The sequence below is a fragment of the Marinobacterium mangrovicola genome (assembly GCF_004339595.1).
In the GTDB taxonomy this organism is placed as follows: domain Bacteria; phylum Pseudomonadota; class Gammaproteobacteria; order Pseudomonadales; family Balneatricaceae; genus Marinobacterium_D; species Marinobacterium_D mangrovicola.
The window spans coordinates 891,446-907,358 of sequence record NZ_SMFU01000008.1; the positions used below are offsets into that span (position 1 = coordinate 891,446).

Below are 15,913 nucleotides of genomic sequence, written 5' to 3' on the forward strand. Positions count from 1 at the left end.
TAGGGCGCCGTCCACAAAGGTCAGTTCATAGTTGCCGTCGGTGCCTTCGGCGCGGTGTACATAGGTGCCGGCGTTTTTGCCGCTCCCGCCGGAGGTGGAGACATCGGTGAGCACGTTCTGATCTTCACCACCAACCAGGCCATCGACAGTAAAGCCGTTGATGCTCTGAGTCGCGCCGTTATAGGTGGTGGTGCCGCTGTTGGCCGTCACCGTAGCCTGAGCCTTCTCGATGGTGAGGGCGCCATCGACAAAGGTGAGCTCATAGTTACCGTCGGTGCCTTCAGCGCTGTGCACATAGGTGCCAGCGTTCTTGCCGCTGCCGCCGGTAGTAGATACGTCGGTCAGCACGCTCTGATCTTCGCCGCCGACCAGACCGTCAACCGTAAAACCATTCACCTGCTGGTTGGCACCGTTATAGGTGGTGGTACCGCTGTTGGCGGTGACCGTGGCCTGGGCTTTATCGATGGTCAGGGCACCGTCGACAAAGGTGAGCTCATAGTTACCGTCAGTGCCATCAGCCGTATGGGCGTAGGTGCCGGCGTTTTTACCGCTGCCGCCGGAAGTGGTCACGTCAGAAAGAACGCTCTGATCTTCACCGCCGACCAGACCGTCAACGGTAAAGCCGTTTACCTGCTGGTTAGCCCCGTTATAGGTGGTGCTGCCGCTATTGGCGGTGACGGTGGCCTGGGCCTTATCGATGGTCAGGGCGCCATCGACAAAGGTCAGCTCATAGTTACCATCAGTGCCATCAACTGTATGCGCGTAGGTACCGGCGTTCTTGCCGCTGCCGCCGGAGGTGGTCACGTCAGAAAGAACGCTCTGATCTTCGCCGCCCACGAGGCCATCAACGCTAAAGCCATTCACCTGCTGGTTAGCACCGTTGTAGGTGGTGGTACCGCTATTGGCGGTGACGGTGGCCTGGGCCTTATCGATGGTCAGAGCACCGTCGACAAAGGTCAGTTCATAGTTACCGTCGGTACCAGCTGCGCGATGCACATAGGTTCCGGCGTTCTTGCCGCTACCGCCGGAAGTGGTCACGTCAGAAAGAACACTCTGGTCTTCACCGCCGACCAGGCCATCAACGGTGAAGCCATTCACCTGCTGGTTAGCACCGTTATAGGTGGTGCTGCTGCTGTTGGCGGTGACCGTCGCCTGGGCTTTATCGATGGTCAGGGCGCCGTCGACAAAGGTGAGCTCATAGTTGCCGTCGGTACCGACTGCGCGGTGTACATAGTTACCGGCGTTTTTACCGCTACCGCCAGTGGTGGATACATCGGTGAGTACGCTCTGATCTTCGCCACCCACCAGACCATCGACGGTAAAGCCGTTCACCTGCTGGCTGGCACCGTTATAGGTGGTGCTGCCGCTGTTGGCAGTGACGGTGGCCTGGGCCTTATCGATGGTCAGGGCGCCGTCGATAAAGGTCAGCTCGTAGTTACCATCAGTGCCATCAACTGTATGCGCGTAGGTACCGGCGTTCTTGCCGCTGCCGCCGGAGGTGCTGACATCGGTCAGCACGCTCTGATCTTCGCCGCCGACCAGGCCATCAACGCTAAAGCCGTTGATGCTCTGGTTGGCACCGTTATAGGTGGTGCTGCCGCTATTGGCAGTGATGGTGGCCTGGGCTTTATCGATGGTCAGGGCGCCATCGACAAAGGTCAGCTCATAGTTACCATCAGTGCCATCAACTGTATGCGCGTAGGTACCGGCGTTCTTGCCGCTGCCGCCAGTGGTGGATACATCGGTGAGCACGCTCTGATCTTCGCCACCGACCAGACCGTCAACCGTAAAGCCATTCACCTGCTGGTTAGCACCGTTGTAGGTGGTGGTACCGCTATTGGCGGTGACGGTGGCCTGGGCTTTATCGATGGTCAGGGCGCCATCGACAAAGGTCAGCTCATAGTTGCCGTCGGTTCCGGCTGCGCGGTGCACATAGTTACCGGCGTTCTTGCCGCTACCGCCGGAAGTGGATACATCGGTGAGTACGCTCTGATCTTCACCGCCGACCAGACCGTCAACCGTAAAGCCGTTCACCTGCTGGTTAGCGCCGTTATAGGTGGTGCGACCGCTGTTGGCGGTTACGGTGGCCTGGGCCTTATCGATGGTGAGGGCACCATCCACAAAGGTCAGCTCGTAGTTACCGTCGGTACCATCAACCGTATGCGCGTAGGTGCCGGCGTTCTTGCCGCTACCGCCGGAAGTGGAGACATCGGTGAGTACGCTCTGATCTTCGCCACCGACCAGCCCATCAACGGTGAAGCCGTTCACCTGCTGGTTAGCACCGTTATAGGTGGTGCTGCCGCTATTGGCAGTGACGGTGGCCTGGGCCTTATCGATGGTCAGGGCGCCATCGACAAAGGTGAGCTCATAGTTACCGTCGGTGCCATCAACTGTATGCGCGTAGGTACCGGCGTTCTTGCCGCTACCGCCGGAGGTGGTCACGTCAGAAAGAACGCTCTGATCTTCGCCGCCCACGAGGCCATCAACGCTAAAGCCATTCACCTGCTGGTTAGCGCCGTTATAGGTGGTGCGGCCGCTGTTGGCGGTGACGGTGGCCTGGGCCTTGTTAATAACTAGAGTGCCGTCGGTGGTGATCAGGTCGTAGCCCAACTGGTCGGAATACAGCCCGCTCATATCCAGGTTGTAGGTGCCGGCGTTGCGGCCGCCACCACTGACATCGCCAAAGATATGATCAGCATCGTAGTCGCCTGTGGCGCTCCAGCTACCACGCTGCTCGGTACCATCGTAGGTAGTAGTGGTGTCCCCACCGTTGACGTTCAGCGCGGTCAAAAAGCTGCGCAGCAAAGGTGCAGTATAGCCTTCGTAGATACGCCAGATAGTGTTGACACCGCCCTCAGTGCTTAGGTCCCAATCCACGAAGTTTGCGGATTCGCTCATTTCATTGCCAGCGAGTCCTGTAGTGCCAGCGGTTAACCCGTTGTCGACAGATGAATCTGTGCCGCTGGTGTCGGTATTCCAGTAGTTGTTTTGGAGGGTGCCTCTGAGGTTGCTACCAACGAGTGCCCCTCTGCTTGCACTGCCCATTAGGCCAGCAGTTCCTGATATTGCAGCGGTTGAATACGAATTGCGTAACGAGCCATAATATAGATAACCGACAATTCCACCCACGTGGATGTTTGTAAAGAAGCCCGGGCCAAAACCTGCAACGCTGCCAGTTGTATATGAGTTCTGGATGGCTCCGCTGAAACGTCCAGCCAAGGCACCGGCATATACATTGTTGCTGTTGCTATTTGAGGTGCCTGTAACACGGCCACTGACGTAGGAGTTTTCTATTGTGCCCCCATCACCGTGCCCAATTAATCCGCCAACAAAAGCGTCAATGGCTTCTGATCCGCCTGTTATGTTGGCACCTTCCAAACCCACGCTTCTAAGAGTCGCATTGCTTGTATAGCCAAACAGACCGACGTAAAGGCTGTTGATAGAGCTGCGATTAATAAACAGATCTGCAATCGTGTGGCCTAAACCATCAAAGGTTCCGGTATAGCTGTTGCCGCTGTAACCGACAGGGGCAAAGCCCGCACCACTGTTCCAGCCAGCTGTGGTAGAGGCATCGATATCATTGCCGAGCAGATAGTTGGCGGAGAGGTCGTTTTGCATTGCCTGTAACTGGTTGATATCAAGAACGACGGTGTAGAGGGCTGGGCGGTTGCTGGTATCGATGGTGCCGCTGGGCAGGTCGTTTTTGTTGAACACCCGGTTGCCGGCCAGTCCGCGCAGGTAGGGGGTGGTTTGGCCATCGGCATTGGCCCAGATGCCGTCAAAGTCAAAGCCTAAGAAGTTGGCGGCATCAAACATCTGCGCGGTGGTCAGTCCGGTCATACCAGCATTGCTACCGTCACCTGCCGCATTGTTCCGGCCACTGGTCTCGGTGTTCCAGTAGCTTTGGTTAACTGTGCCTCCTCTATGCGAGCCCAGCAGTCCGCCGGTGTAGTGATCGCCTTGCACACGGCCTGTTGAGTAACTATCAATGATGCCACCATTGGTTAAGAGTGCGCCCACCAATCCACCGTTATAGTATTCGCCTTGCACACTGCCGGTGGCATAGCTGTTGCGAATGCTGCCAGCATAGACTGAGCCAACCAGCCCGGCGCCGTATTGAGCGGCTACCACATCGCCGGTGGCGTAGCTGCGGCTGATCTGTCCGGTCAGCTCGCCGACAAGACCACCAACAATGCTGTTCCCCGTTACACTGGCGGTGGAATAGCTGTCGTTGATACTGCCGTTGTAAAGGCGGCCAGCCAGCCCGCCAACCCCGTAGTCCGTCATCTCCACAGTGCCGCTACTGTGGCTGCGTTCGATGACACCAATTATTTCACCCACCAGCCCACCAACTGTTTGTCGGCCGTAGATGTCGCCCTGCACTGAGCTGTCACTGATGCTGCTATTGCTAGACGCCCCACCGGCCAGTCCTCCCACATAGATTCGGCCACTGACTGACGCATTAAGCAGGTCGACATCGCGGATATGGCTGCCAGATGTTCGCCCAAACAGACCGACGTAATTCGTGTTGGTGCGGTTGATGGTGAGGCCATCGATCGCATGGTTCCTGCCATCGAAATCGCCGGTAAAGGTGTTTGACTCGGTGCCAATGGGCACAAAGCCCGCATCGTCGTTCCAGTTGGCGGTGCCGCTGGCGTCGATATCGTTGGCCAGTGCAAAGTGGTTGCTTAACAGGCTGGATGAGGCCATCCCTTGCAGGCCGTAAACGTCGATCAGTTCATAGGGATTTGCCTCAGTGCCGTCGCCGGCAGTGGCGCGCAAAAAGCTGGCATTCGCTGTATCGAGCTGAAAGTCATCCGCCGAGAAAGAGGACAGGGTACCGCCCAGCTGGGTCCAGTCGCCGCTAAGTAGGTTAAAAGTGCTCACGTTAACATCGCCATCGGCGCTGATGGTGCCACCGGCGTCCAGCACTAGCCCGCCTTGGGTGGCAGTGATGGCCTCGTTGATATGGATATTGTTATGAGCGTCCAGCGTCAGGTTGGTGTCGGCATCCCAACTGACGGCAGCGTTGACGTGGATATCACCGGCTTCGCTGCCGCTATCCACCGTTTGCAGGGTGACATCGGTGCTTGCCAGGTTGCTGCTCAGAGTATCGGCGCCGATACCGCTGTCGGTTTTAGTAGCGCCGCCAGCACTGATGGTGAAATCGGTGGGATCGATCAGCCACTCTCCGGTGTCGCCACCTTTGGCCTGGGTGGTAACCTGCAGATCCTTGTCGATTCTCACCTTGGCGGCACTGGTTTCGATAAAGCCGCCATCGCCGCCTTTGCCATCAACGACAGGCGCCGACGCATCCAGCGTACCGGCGACCTGCACCTGGCCCTGCTGCATATCGCCCAGCAGCACGATCTCGCCTTTCTCGCCGGTGGCCAGCGTCTGCGCCTGGGTAATACCGGTGTGGTTGATCACGCTGGTGGCCAGCTTGCCGGCGGCGCGGGCGGTCAATAAAACCTTGCCGCCGTCGGCACGGATAGCGCCGCCCTGTTCGATCAGCGTATTCAGCGCCCCCTCATCCACCTGGAGCTTCACCGGGCCACCCATATCCAGGGTGACCTTGCGGCCGGCGCCCATCAGTACATTGCCTGCGTTGGCTGTCAGTGAGCCCTCGTTGACGATGGTGGCGGCGATCAGCGCGATGGTGCCGCCTTCGGTGACGTTGATCTCGCCCTGGTTGGTGATCGCCGCTGTGCTGTCGCCCTCAAACTGGAAGTTGCCCGCCATAAAGTCTTCATTGCTGAGCTCCAGCGTGGAAGCGACGAGCCCGCCGGTGTTGACCTGGGCGGTGGGGCTGAACAGCACCCCGTTGGGGTTGAGCAGAAACACCTGGCCGTTGGCCTTGATCGCCCCCTGAATACGGGACACATCGGAGCCAAGCACCCGGTTCAGCGCGATCGACTCGGCGCCGGGCTGGTTGAACACCACCTTGTTGTCTTTACCGATGGAGAAACTCTGCCAGTCCACCGCCATGCGATCGGAGTTCTGCTGCACGTTGAGCTGATCGCCCTGGTAACTCAGGCTGCCATCGCCGGCGGAAATCTGCCCGCCCTGGGGCAGTTCGGCCCAGGCGCTGGAGGCGCCGAGCAGCAGGGTCAGCGGCAGCAGGCGACGTACGCTGCCTGCCTTGCCCTTGCCGCGGGCGGTTTCCGGTGCCACGCACCAGGCGTTGAGAGTGGCGTTCCAGACCAGGCGGAACACGCGGTTGAGTTGGGCATGGTTGTACATCATCAGCTCCCTTGATGCGGATCAGGCGAGAATCGTCTAAACAAGGCGGCCGAAGGGACCGCGCAGCATCAGGGCAGGCTAAGGGTGTTTAGGTAACAGATGAGACACATCTTTAAAAAAATGACGCGAAAGTCAGGCTTTTTTTGCGGTATTCGGAGGTCGTCCGGCGGCTGATCGACACCCGCCGCCGGATCATCTGAATGGAACTGGTGCCTCAACTAGCGGGCAGTGGCCTCTGCTGTGGAAAAGTTTTCGGTATAGAGCGCTTCCAATGTGTCGATTTCCGATTCCAGCTTGAGCTGTTTGCGGGCATGCTCCAGCGCCAGCGTTGCGTGGCGTTTCGCTGCATCGCTCATGGCCTGATCGCCCAGTGCTGCCAGGGAGTAGAGCGCTTTCTGGTGACGCATGGCGACCGTAACGGAGTAGGCGCCGTCACGGGCCAGGGAGTTGAACGCATCGTCGAACATCTCATCGATGGAGAGGCCGGGGATCGACAGGCGGTCGTATTCCACCTTGGGGCTACCGTCTTCATCTTTTGTCCGCTGATAGTGGGCGAAAAGACGAAGAAACACCGAGAGTATATCGATGGCGGTGCCCTCGTCATTCACCGCCGGTGACAGGGCGCGGCTGGCGATCTGCGACAGCACGATCAGGCCAAAGCGGGGGTCCGATTCAAAGGTGCGCTGGCGGTTGATAACAAAGGCGGATTCCACCCGTTTCTGAATCGTGTTGCGGTTCTCGTCGCAATGACCGGTGATGAATACCAGCGGTCTGTCCGGTGTGCTCAATGAGCCGGGCAGCATATCGATACTGATCCGCAGCTCCAGCTCTTCCGCCAGGCACTGGAGTTTGGTGAAGTCGATATGCTGCACGTAACCGACGCGGTTGGAATAGACCGCTTCGCCTTTGTCCTCTGGGCGAGTGATGCTTTTGCGACAGAAATAGATATGCCGTTTCATGGCGGTTTCGGTGGCGTTTTCCACTTTCTCCACCGTGTTGCCGAGCCTGCCGAGACGGGCGATCCGGTCGACCCAGCGGACAAAACCAAGAATCACCAGGCCAAACACAAACAGTGTCAGCAGAAACAGAACAAAGCGCCCGCCCTGGGTATAAAAGTCGTTCAGCAACGCTACCAGGGCCACGATGCTGAAGATAAACGCGCCGATAAAGGTGGAGAGGGCGTTCTGTGATACGTCATCGCTCACCACCAGTGCAAAGGAGCGCGGAGTGGCGCCGTTACTGGCCGAGGCATAGGCGGAGATCATGGAGCCCACCGCAAACACCGAGATGGCGAGCATGCTGCTGGCGATGGTGGTCAGCAGTTTTTCAATCGATTCCGCGCTGACATCGGGCAGCGCGTGGATGAACTCAATCTGCTCCGCCAGGTTGGCGATAAAGGCTGCGGCTATCGACAGCAGGCAGCTGATCAATGGCCGGAACCAGAGTGCCTCTCTGAGCCGGGCGATATAGTAACGGGTGGCCGAAATGCCGGTCCAGGTGGCTGCCGATCCCTGCTTCATACTGGCTGATCATCCTCTGCTGATGGGCTGTTTCTATCATGCCCGTTCTTTAGAGTGTGGCCAAATTGAGGAAGGGCGCAACGAATCGTATTCCGTGTTGCTCTTTCCCTGCCTGTTCGGAGTGGGTGGCGGCAAGTAGTTGGATTGTCGATAAGGTATGTGGGGGCACCGATTTGTCCCCTTTGGCGCAGCCGAGCATCACAGGCTGAAAGAGAAAAAGGGAAGGGCTGTTTGAGCAGCAATGCTGCGAGTTTCCCTTCCCGCTCTTTCAGACGAGAAGCACAGGGAAGTCGGCGCAGCCGACCAAGCCTTAGGGGCGGTTTGGGATCGCTAAGGGACTTGTCCGTACAAGTCCCTTGGCTCGCCAGCAGGCGAAACCTGCATTCCAAAAGTACGCAGATGCCAGGTCGCTGCATCTGTGCGTCTAGTATGCGGGCTGCTTAGCCCGCCCCATACCGAACCTCTGGCAGCCAGAGCACCAGATCCTCCCACCAGAACACCATTAATACCGCGGTGAGCTGAATCAGGATGAACGGGATCACACCCTTGTAGATATCCATGGTGGTGATCTCCGGCGGTGCCACACCCTTGAGGTAGAACAGCGAGAAGCCCACCGGTGGCGTCAGGAACGAGGTCTGCAGCGCCAGGGCAAAGAGCACCACGAACCAGGTCAGGTCAAAACCGAGGCCTGCGACCACCGGGCCGACCAGCGGCAGCAGGATCAGGCTGATCTCCAGCCAGTCGAGGAAGAAGCCGGCGATAAAGGCGATCAGCAGGATAACGGCGACAATACCGCCCGGTGACAGCGGGATCGAGTTCAGCAGGCCGGCGATAAACTCATCGCCGCCCAGTGAGCGCATCACCACGGCAAAGGCGGTGGCGCCAAGGAAGATACCGAACACGAACGCCGTGGTGAGGCTGGTTTTGATGCTCACATCCTTGAGCACCGCCATGCTCAGATTGCCGTTCATCCACGCCAGCAGCGTAGCGCCCAGGGCACCGACGCCGGCGGCTTCCGTGGGTGTGGCGATGCCGAAGAAGATGGAGCCGAGCACCGCGAGGATCAGGCCCAGGGAGGGGACCACCGCCTTCAGGGTGTCGATGATCATCTTGGCGTTAACCGGCGGCAGATCCTCATTGGCGCTGGTGATCGATGGCATCAGGAAGGAGATCGCCACCACGTAGATCATATACATGGCACCGAGCATTACGCCGGGAATCAGCGCACCCATGAACAGGTCACCCACGGCCAGGGACAGCTGGTCCGCCATGATGATCAGCATAATGCTGGGCGGAATCAGAATCCCCAGGGTGCCGGATGAGGCGACGATGCCGCAGGCGAACGCCTTGGAGTATTTCTGCTGTAGCATCACCGGCAGTGACAGCATCGCCAGCAGTACCACCGAGGCACCCACGATACCGGTGGATGCGGCCAGCAGAATCCCGATCAGCACCACGGCGACGCCAAGCCCGCCGCGGAAGCGACCGAACAGGTTGACGAAGTTACGCATCAGCTTTTCCGCCACGCCGGAGCGGTCCAGCATCAGCCCCATGAATATGAACATGGGCAAGGCCACCAGCACCCAGTTCGACATCTGCGCGTAGACGCGCTGTACCATGACGCCGAAGATGCGCCAGTCGGTGAGAAAGTAGGTATCCACGTCGAAGTATTCGTAGGCGATGATCGAGCCGACGCTGAACACCACGGATACGCCAGCCAGAATCCAGGCCACGGGGTAACCGCTGAAAATCAACAGGATGAACGTGACCAGCATGCCGATCACGATCAGTTCATTGGTAGCAAACACTCAGTTCTCCTCGTGGCAGCCGGTTATTTATTGTTATCGCCGCGGGGCTTGGGCCAGCCGCAGAGGAAAGACAGGACTCTGAAGAAGCGGCCCACAGCGGCCAGAATCATCAGCGAGAAGGCGAACAGGATCACCGACTTGATCAGCCAGCGCATCGGCAGTCCGCCCGGTGCGGCCGATACTTCTCCCATCTGCCAGGCGCGTGCAACGAACGGCCAGGCGTAATAGAGGATGAAGCAGCAGAACGGGATGAAGAAAACGGCAATGCCGAACAGTTCGATAACGGCGCGCTTGCGCGGGCCGAGCAGCTCGGCGGCCACATCCACGCGGACGTGATCGTCCTGGGTAAAACAGTAGGAGAGCGCCACCATGAAGCCGATGGCGAACAGGTGCCATTGCAGCTCTTCCAGGGCGACAAAGTTGGTACCCAGGATGTAGCGCATGATCACGTTGCCGACGATCAGCAGCATCAGGATTACCCAGATGCCCGCGGTGTAACGGCCAAAGAAGCCGACAATACCTTCCAACAGATCAGAGATCGCAGTGCGGGGGTAAGAGAGCGCCACCCCATGGGGGACGCTCTCTTCGATGCGATCCAGATCCACGTCATATTCAGCCATAGTGAATATCCGTCAATCCGGTGGGTTTTATTTACTCTTCCATACCGAAGTCACGCGGCAGGTAGCCGTATTTCTTCCAGACGCCATGTTCTTTCTGGAACGCTTTCATGGAGGAGTACACCTTGCCGAACATCTCGTCAGACTCGGAACGGCGCGCCATGACCCGGTCGGTGGCTTCCTTGAAGGCGTTGAGAATCTCCGGGCTGTACTGGTGCAGCTCTACGCCCTGGTCCTCAAATTTCTTCAGCACCGCGCCCTGCAGTGCTTCCGCCTTGGCCAGCGCCATGGTGTTGCCCGCCTTGCAGGTGTTCTCGATCAGCGCCTGGGTCTGGCTGTTCAGGCCGTTCCACTCATCCAGGTTGATGTAGAGATACTGGTTGGTGGAGGGCTGGTGCCAGCCCGGCAGGTAGTAGTGCTTGGCCACCTGGTAGAAACCGAGCTGCTCGTCCACCACCGGCAGAGAGAATTCGGTGGCATCGAGGACGCCGGTTTCCAGCGCCTGGTAGAGCTCACCGCCCGGCAGCAGGGTGACAGACATGCCGAACTCGGACATGATCTCACCGCCAACGCCGGCGGCACGGAATTTCAGACCCTTGAATTTATCCAGGCTATCCATCTCTTCGCGGAACCAGCCGGCGGCTTCCGGTGAAATGGTGCCGCACAGAATCGGGTAGACGTTGTAGGGCTGGAACACCTCTTTCAGCAGTTCGTCACCGCCCTGGTGATACATCCAGGCGAGAAACTCCTGAGACTCCAGGCCAAAAGGCGTAGCACCGAACAGGGCCGCGGCTGGAACCTGACCCCACTCGTAACCCATCCAGGAGTAACCGGCCGGAATATTGCCGTTACTGACGTTCTCAAACACACCCAGGGCCGGAATCAGTTTGCCCGGTTCGAAGGTCTGCAGGGTGACACGGCCATCCGACATCTCCTTGAGCATCTCGGAGACCGCCGGCATGGTGTCGCCGAGGGCGATCAGGGTGGAGGGGAAGCCCATCGGCACCTGCCAGCGGATCTTGTCGAACTCGGCCATGGCCGCGCCGGAAGCGGTGATTGAAAGTCCCAGTACGCTTGCCTGTAGTGTCTTCTTCATCTGTTTAACCCTTTTATTGTTATCGCGTGGTTTGCAGTTGTTTGAATGTTGCTTCGTTTATTGACCCGCGTTCCCGCAGGCCTTTTTCAAGTGAGCCTTTCTCACATCCGTTCTTGGTCAATCAGTGCGCGGTCCAGCCACCGTCGATCGGCATGGCGGTGCCGGTGATCGCCCGCGCCGCATCCGAACAGAGGAACAGGGCCAGTTCACCGATCTCGCTGGGCGCCACAAACTCGGGGTAGGGCGCCTTGGCGTTGATCAGGCCGCGCTTGGCCTCTTCAAAGCTGGTGTTGTTCTCTTTGGCAAAGTTGTTGAGCTGATCCACCAGCAGCGGGGTATCGGCCCAGCCGGGGCAAATGCAGTTGGCGGTGATGCCCTTGTCGGCGGTTTCCATGGCGGTGACGCGGGTGAACCCCACCAGGCCGTGTTTGGCGGCGCAGTAAGCGGCTTTGTTGGGTGAGGCCACCAGACCGTGAACCGAGGAGATATTGATGATGCGACCCCAGCCCTGTTCCATCATGCCGGGCAGTGCCAGGCGGGTGATGTGAAACGCGGCGCTCAGGTTGATGGCGATGATCTGATCCCACTTCTGCGGCGGGAACTCCTGCACCGGTGCGGTGAACTGGATACCGGCGTTGTTGACGATCACTGTGGGTTTACCCACCTCGACACTGACCTGTTCCATCAGCCGCTCGATCGCCTGTGGTTCGCTGATATCGCACTGAAAGTAGTGCGGACGGTGGCCGAATTCGTTATCGAATCGCTCTGCGATCGCTTCACCCTGGTCCACCGGCTCCAGCCCGTGCAGGATCACTTCGATACCGTGCAGGGCGAACACCTCGGCGATCGCCAGTCCGATACCGCTGGTGGAGCCTGTGATCAGTGCCAGTTTGCGCACACTCATTGTTAACACCTCGTTATTGTTATCGTTGTCAGGCCTGCAGTTCGGGCAGGTCTTTATAAAGTTCCAGCGCTTCCGGGTTGGCCAGGGCGTCCTTGTTCTTGACGGTCTGGCCCATCACCACCTGGCGCACGGCCAGCTCGACGATCTTGCCGCTGATGGTGCGAGGAATATCGCTTACCTGGATGATCACCGCCGGTACGTGTCGTGGCGTGGTGTTGGCGCGGATGGTGGTTTTAATGTGTTTGCTCAGTTCGTCATCCAGCGTGATGCCTTCGCGCAGGCGCACGAACAGCACCACGCGCACATCGTCCTGCCAGGGCTGGCCGATGCAGAGGCTTTCCAGTACCTCTTCCACTTTTTCCACCTGGCGGTAGATCTCGGCGGTGCCGATGCGCACGCCACCGGGGTTGAGCACCGCATCCGAACGGCCGTGAATGATCACTCCGCCATGGGCGGTGATCTCACCGTAATCGCCGTGGGCCCAGATGTTGTCGAATTGCGCGAAGTAGGCATCGTGAAAGCGCTGGCCGTCCGCATCGTTCCAGAATTTGATCGGCATACTGGGGAAGGGCTGGGTGCAGACCAACTCGCCTTTCTCTTCGCGCAGCGGCAGGCCCTCGTCATCGAAAATATCCACCGCCATGCCGAGCCCGCGGCACTGCAGCTCGCCGGCCCAGACCGGAAGGATCGGGCAGCCGAGCGCGAAACAGGAGACGATATCGGTGCCTCCAGAGATGGATGACAGCTGCAGGTCTGTTTTGATATCGCGGTAGACGTATTCAAAGCTCTCGTGGGACAGCGGCGACCCGGTGGAGAGCACCGCTTTGAGTGCGGTCAGGTCATGAGTGTCGCGCGGCTTGACCCCGGCCTTTTCCAGGGCGGCCAGGTACTTGGCGCTGGTGCCGAAGACGCTGATCTGTTCCTGCTCCGCCATATCCCAGAGTACGGCGGGCTTTGGGGCGAAGGGAGAACCGTCGAACAGCACCAGGGTGCAGCCGGTGGCGAGGCCGGAGACCATCCAGTTCCACATCATCCAACCGCAGGTGGTGTAGTAGAAGAAGCGGTCGTCGCGATCGATATCGGTATGCAGCACCAGCTCTTTCAGGTGCTGGATCAGGGTGCCGCCGGCGCTGTGGACGATGCACTTGGGCACACCGGTGGTGCCGGAGGAGTACATCACGTAGAGCGGATGGTCGAACGGCAGTTGCTCGAAGTCGATCTCGGTAACGCTGGCGTCGGAGTAGTTATCGATCAACTCCGCATCGGGCAATGCAGAGATATCGGGCTCTTCGTCTAGGAAGGGGATAACCACCACCTGCTCAATGGAGTCGATCTCGCGGGCGATGCCAGCTACCTTCTCGAGGGAGTCCAGCTGTTTGCCGTTGTAGATGTAGCCATCGGTGGTGAACAGAACCCTCGGCTTTACCTGGCCAAAGCGGTCTACCACGCCGTTGATGCCAAAATCCGGTGAGCAGGAGCTCCAGATCGCACCGATGGAGGTGGTGGCCAGCATGGCGATGATCGTTTCAGGCACATTGGGCATAAAGCCGGCGCAGATATCACCGGCCTTGATCCCCTGGCGCCTCAGGCTTACGGCCAGAGCGGCGACGCGCTGATAGAGTTCGGCGTGGCTAAGTTCGCTGCGTCGACCGTCTTCGCCGCAGAAGACGATAGCCGGGCGATCATCCCGCCAGCGCAGCAGGTTTTCGGCAAAGTTGAGGCGCGCTTCAGGAAACCAGCGGGCGCCGGGCATGCGGTCGCCGTCGGCCAGGGTAATATCGCTCTGCCAACTGGAAACAATACCGGTGTAGTGCCAGACCTGACTCCAGAACAGTTCGGCGTTATCGATACTCCACTGCCAGAGTTCTTCATAGCTGTCGATGGATAGCTGGTAGTCGTGATTGACGCTCTGGATGAAATCCCAGAGCCGGGTGGAGGCGACGCGTGTATCTGAAGGCGTCCACAGAGGCTGTTCCATATTGATCCCGTAGTTATTGTTTTGGGTGATCAGTTGGTTTCAGGTATAGCTCAACTTTTGCTTGAACGTTGCAGGAGGTTTGCCAGATTTTTTAACTTGCTGTTTTTAATTGTAAAAAATGTTTTCAGCCGGTTGGTGGCGTAAAGTTGTGTTTATTTTTCTGGACAGCCTGTCTATTTTTATAAACAGGTCCTGTCCATAAAATTAGACAGGCTGGATAACTACAATAAGAGCGTCAGCCCATGGCTTCAGCCCAGTTCGCATCCGCAGAGGTGCGTGAGCACTTCCTCTCCTTTCTGCAGCGCTCCTTCGAGACCTTCTACCAGGACACCATCGCCGTGGACCGTCACGGCATCGTTAACTGGATCAGCGATGACTATTATCAGTTTCTTGGTTTGACTGAGTCGCCTATCGGTAAACACATCACGGATGTGATTCCCGGAAGTTACATGCCGCAGGTGCTGGCTACCGGCGAGCCGGTGATGCTGGACCTGCTGTCGATCCGCAACCAGTGGGTGCTGGTCAGCGTGATACCGCTGCAAAACGAGGCGGGCGAGATCGAAGGCGCCTTCGGCTTTGTCGCCACCGACAGTCGCTCCGGCATGAAGCCGTTGCTGGAAAAATACAACCTGCTGCAACGGGAGGTGCGTACCGCCAACCGTTTTGGCGACGGCCGCAGCGCTCGCTATCAGCTCTCGCAGATTGCCGGACAAAGCAGCGCCATGCGGCAGGTGAAGGAGCAGATCCGTCAGACGGCGCGGTTCGATGTGTCGGTGCTGCTGACCGGAGAGACCGGCACTGGCAAGGAGCTGTTCGCCCATGCCTTGCACGAGCTTTCGCTGCGCGCTGACAAGCCGTTTGTTTCTATCAACGTGGCGGCGATACCGGAAACGCTGATCGAGGCGGAGTTCTTTGGCGTGGCGCCGGGCGCCTTCACAGGGGCGAAAAAGGAGGGGCGACCGGGCAAACTGGAGATCGCCGAAGATGGCACCCTGTTTCTCGATGAGATCGGCGATATGCCGCTGGCGCTGCAGTCGAAACTGCTGCGGGTGCTGCAGGAGCGCGAGTACGAGCGCGTCGGTTCCAACCAGGTGCAGCGTACCGATGTGCGCATCGTTGCCGCCACCAGCCGCAATCTGATGGAGATGGTGGAGGCGGGTGAGTTTCGCGCCGACCTCTACTACCGCATCAGCGCCATGCCGATTCACCTGCCGCCGCTGCGTGAGCGGCTGGAGGATATCGAAGCGTTGAGCGAGCGCATTCTCGATGAATGTAACCTGCGCCTGGGGTTGATGACCAAAACCCTGACCCAGGGCGCCGTGGAACTGCTGCGCGGCTATGCCTGGCCGGGTAACGTGCGCGAACTCTACAACGTGCTGGAGCGTACATCCATATTGAATGAGGCTGCCATCTACATCGATGAGGCGGCGCTGCGACCTCTACTTGCCGATGCCTCGCCGGTGGTCAGTGACCCGCTTTACCGGCCAGAGAGCCGGCAAGAGAACGGGCCTGTGACTGAAATTCAGAGAGCACTGACTGTGCCCAAGCCGGCATCTCCGGGGCTAAGCCTGAAACAGAGGCTGCGAATAGCAGAGCAGGAGGCGATCCATGAAGCGCTGCAGCATACGGGTGGCAATCGCAGTGAAGCGGCACGCCTGTTGGGCATATCCCGGGCATCGCTATACCAGAAACTGGGCCGGAGCGAGGTTTGAGGTCGGTGCTCAACTCCTTGCTGAACTCTTCGCTG

Annotated in this window: 8 protein-coding genes; 1 reads left to right on the forward strand and 7 read right to left on the reverse strand. The window is 58.7% G+C overall.

All coding sequences use genetic code 11. The features are described 5' to 3' along the window. The 7 genes from CLV83_RS12290 to CLV83_RS12320 all read right to left on the reverse strand — a co-directional run. Positions 1–6,243 (reverse strand): MBG domain-containing protein (locus CLV83_RS12290; protein WP_165900298.1); only part of this gene is annotated, 6,243 nt, incomplete at its 3' end. A gap of 218 nt (positions 6,244–6,461) precedes the next feature. After that, on the reverse strand, positions 6,462–7,763 hold the full coding sequence (locus tag CLV83_RS12295) for a DUF2254 domain-containing protein (protein ID WP_132292555.1): 1,302 nt from the start codon (positions 7,761–7,763) through the stop codon (positions 6,462–6,464). Positions 7,764–8,203: 440 nt separating this feature from the next. Then, the gene (locus CLV83_RS12300; protein ID WP_132292558.1) at positions 8,204–9,571 is read right to left on the reverse strand and encodes a TRAP transporter large permease; all 1,368 of its coding nucleotides are present in this window, start codon (positions 9,569–9,571) and stop codon (positions 8,204–8,206) included. A 23-nt stretch (positions 9,572–9,594) separates the two neighbouring features. Continuing rightward, positions 9,595–10,191, reverse strand: coding sequence for a TRAP transporter small permease subunit (locus CLV83_RS12305; protein ID WP_132292561.1), 597 nt, complete (start codon positions 10,189–10,191; stop codon positions 9,595–9,597). A gap of 31 nt (positions 10,192–10,222) precedes the next feature. Further along, entirely contained in the window at positions 10,223–11,284 is a 1,062-nt protein-coding gene (locus CLV83_RS12310) for a TRAP transporter substrate-binding protein (protein WP_132292564.1), read from the reverse strand. Between the two features lie 121 nt (positions 11,285–11,405). After that, on the reverse strand, positions 11,406–12,188 hold the full coding sequence (locus tag CLV83_RS12315; RefSeq protein WP_132292567.1) for a 3-hydroxybutyrate dehydrogenase: 783 nt from the start codon (positions 12,186–12,188) through the stop codon (positions 11,406–11,408). Positions 12,189–12,216: 28 nt separating this feature from the next. Then, entirely contained in the window at positions 12,217–14,166 is a 1,950-nt protein-coding gene (locus tag CLV83_RS12320) for an acetoacetate--CoA ligase (protein ID WP_132292570.1), read from the reverse strand. 242 nt (positions 14,167–14,408) lie between these two features. Here CLV83_RS12320 and CLV83_RS12325 point away from each other — a divergent pair, with 242 nt between their 5' ends. Beyond that, positions 14,409–15,878: a sigma-54 interaction domain-containing protein gene (locus CLV83_RS12325; RefSeq protein ID WP_132292573.1), complete on the forward strand. Its 1,470-nt coding sequence runs from the start codon at positions 14,409–14,411 to the stop codon at positions 15,876–15,878. Positions 15,879–15,913 lie beyond the last annotated feature (35 nt).

Coding starts and splice junctions, on each gene's coding strand:
- CLV83_RS12295 (WP_132292555.1), bottom strand. CDS start 7,763: ATGAAGCAGGGATCGGCAGCCACCTGGACCGGCATTTCGGCCACCCGT.
- CLV83_RS12305 (WP_132292561.1), bottom strand. CDS start 10,191: ATGGCTGAATATGACGTGGATCTGGATCGCATCGAAGAGAGCGTCCCC.
- CLV83_RS12310 (WP_132292564.1), bottom strand. CDS start 11,284: ATGAAGAAGACACTACAGGCAAGCGTACTGGGACTTTCAATCACCGCT.
- CLV83_RS12315 (WP_132292567.1), bottom strand. CDS start 12,188: ATGAGTGTGCGCAAACTGGCACTGATCACAGGCTCCACCAGCGGTATC.
- CLV83_RS12320 (WP_132292570.1), bottom strand. CDS start 14,166: ATGGAACAGCCTCTGTGGACGCCTTCAGATACACGCGTCGCCTCCACC.
- CLV83_RS12325 (WP_132292573.1), top strand. CDS start 14,409: ATGGCTTCAGCCCAGTTCGCATCCGCAGAGGTGCGTGAGCACTTCCTC.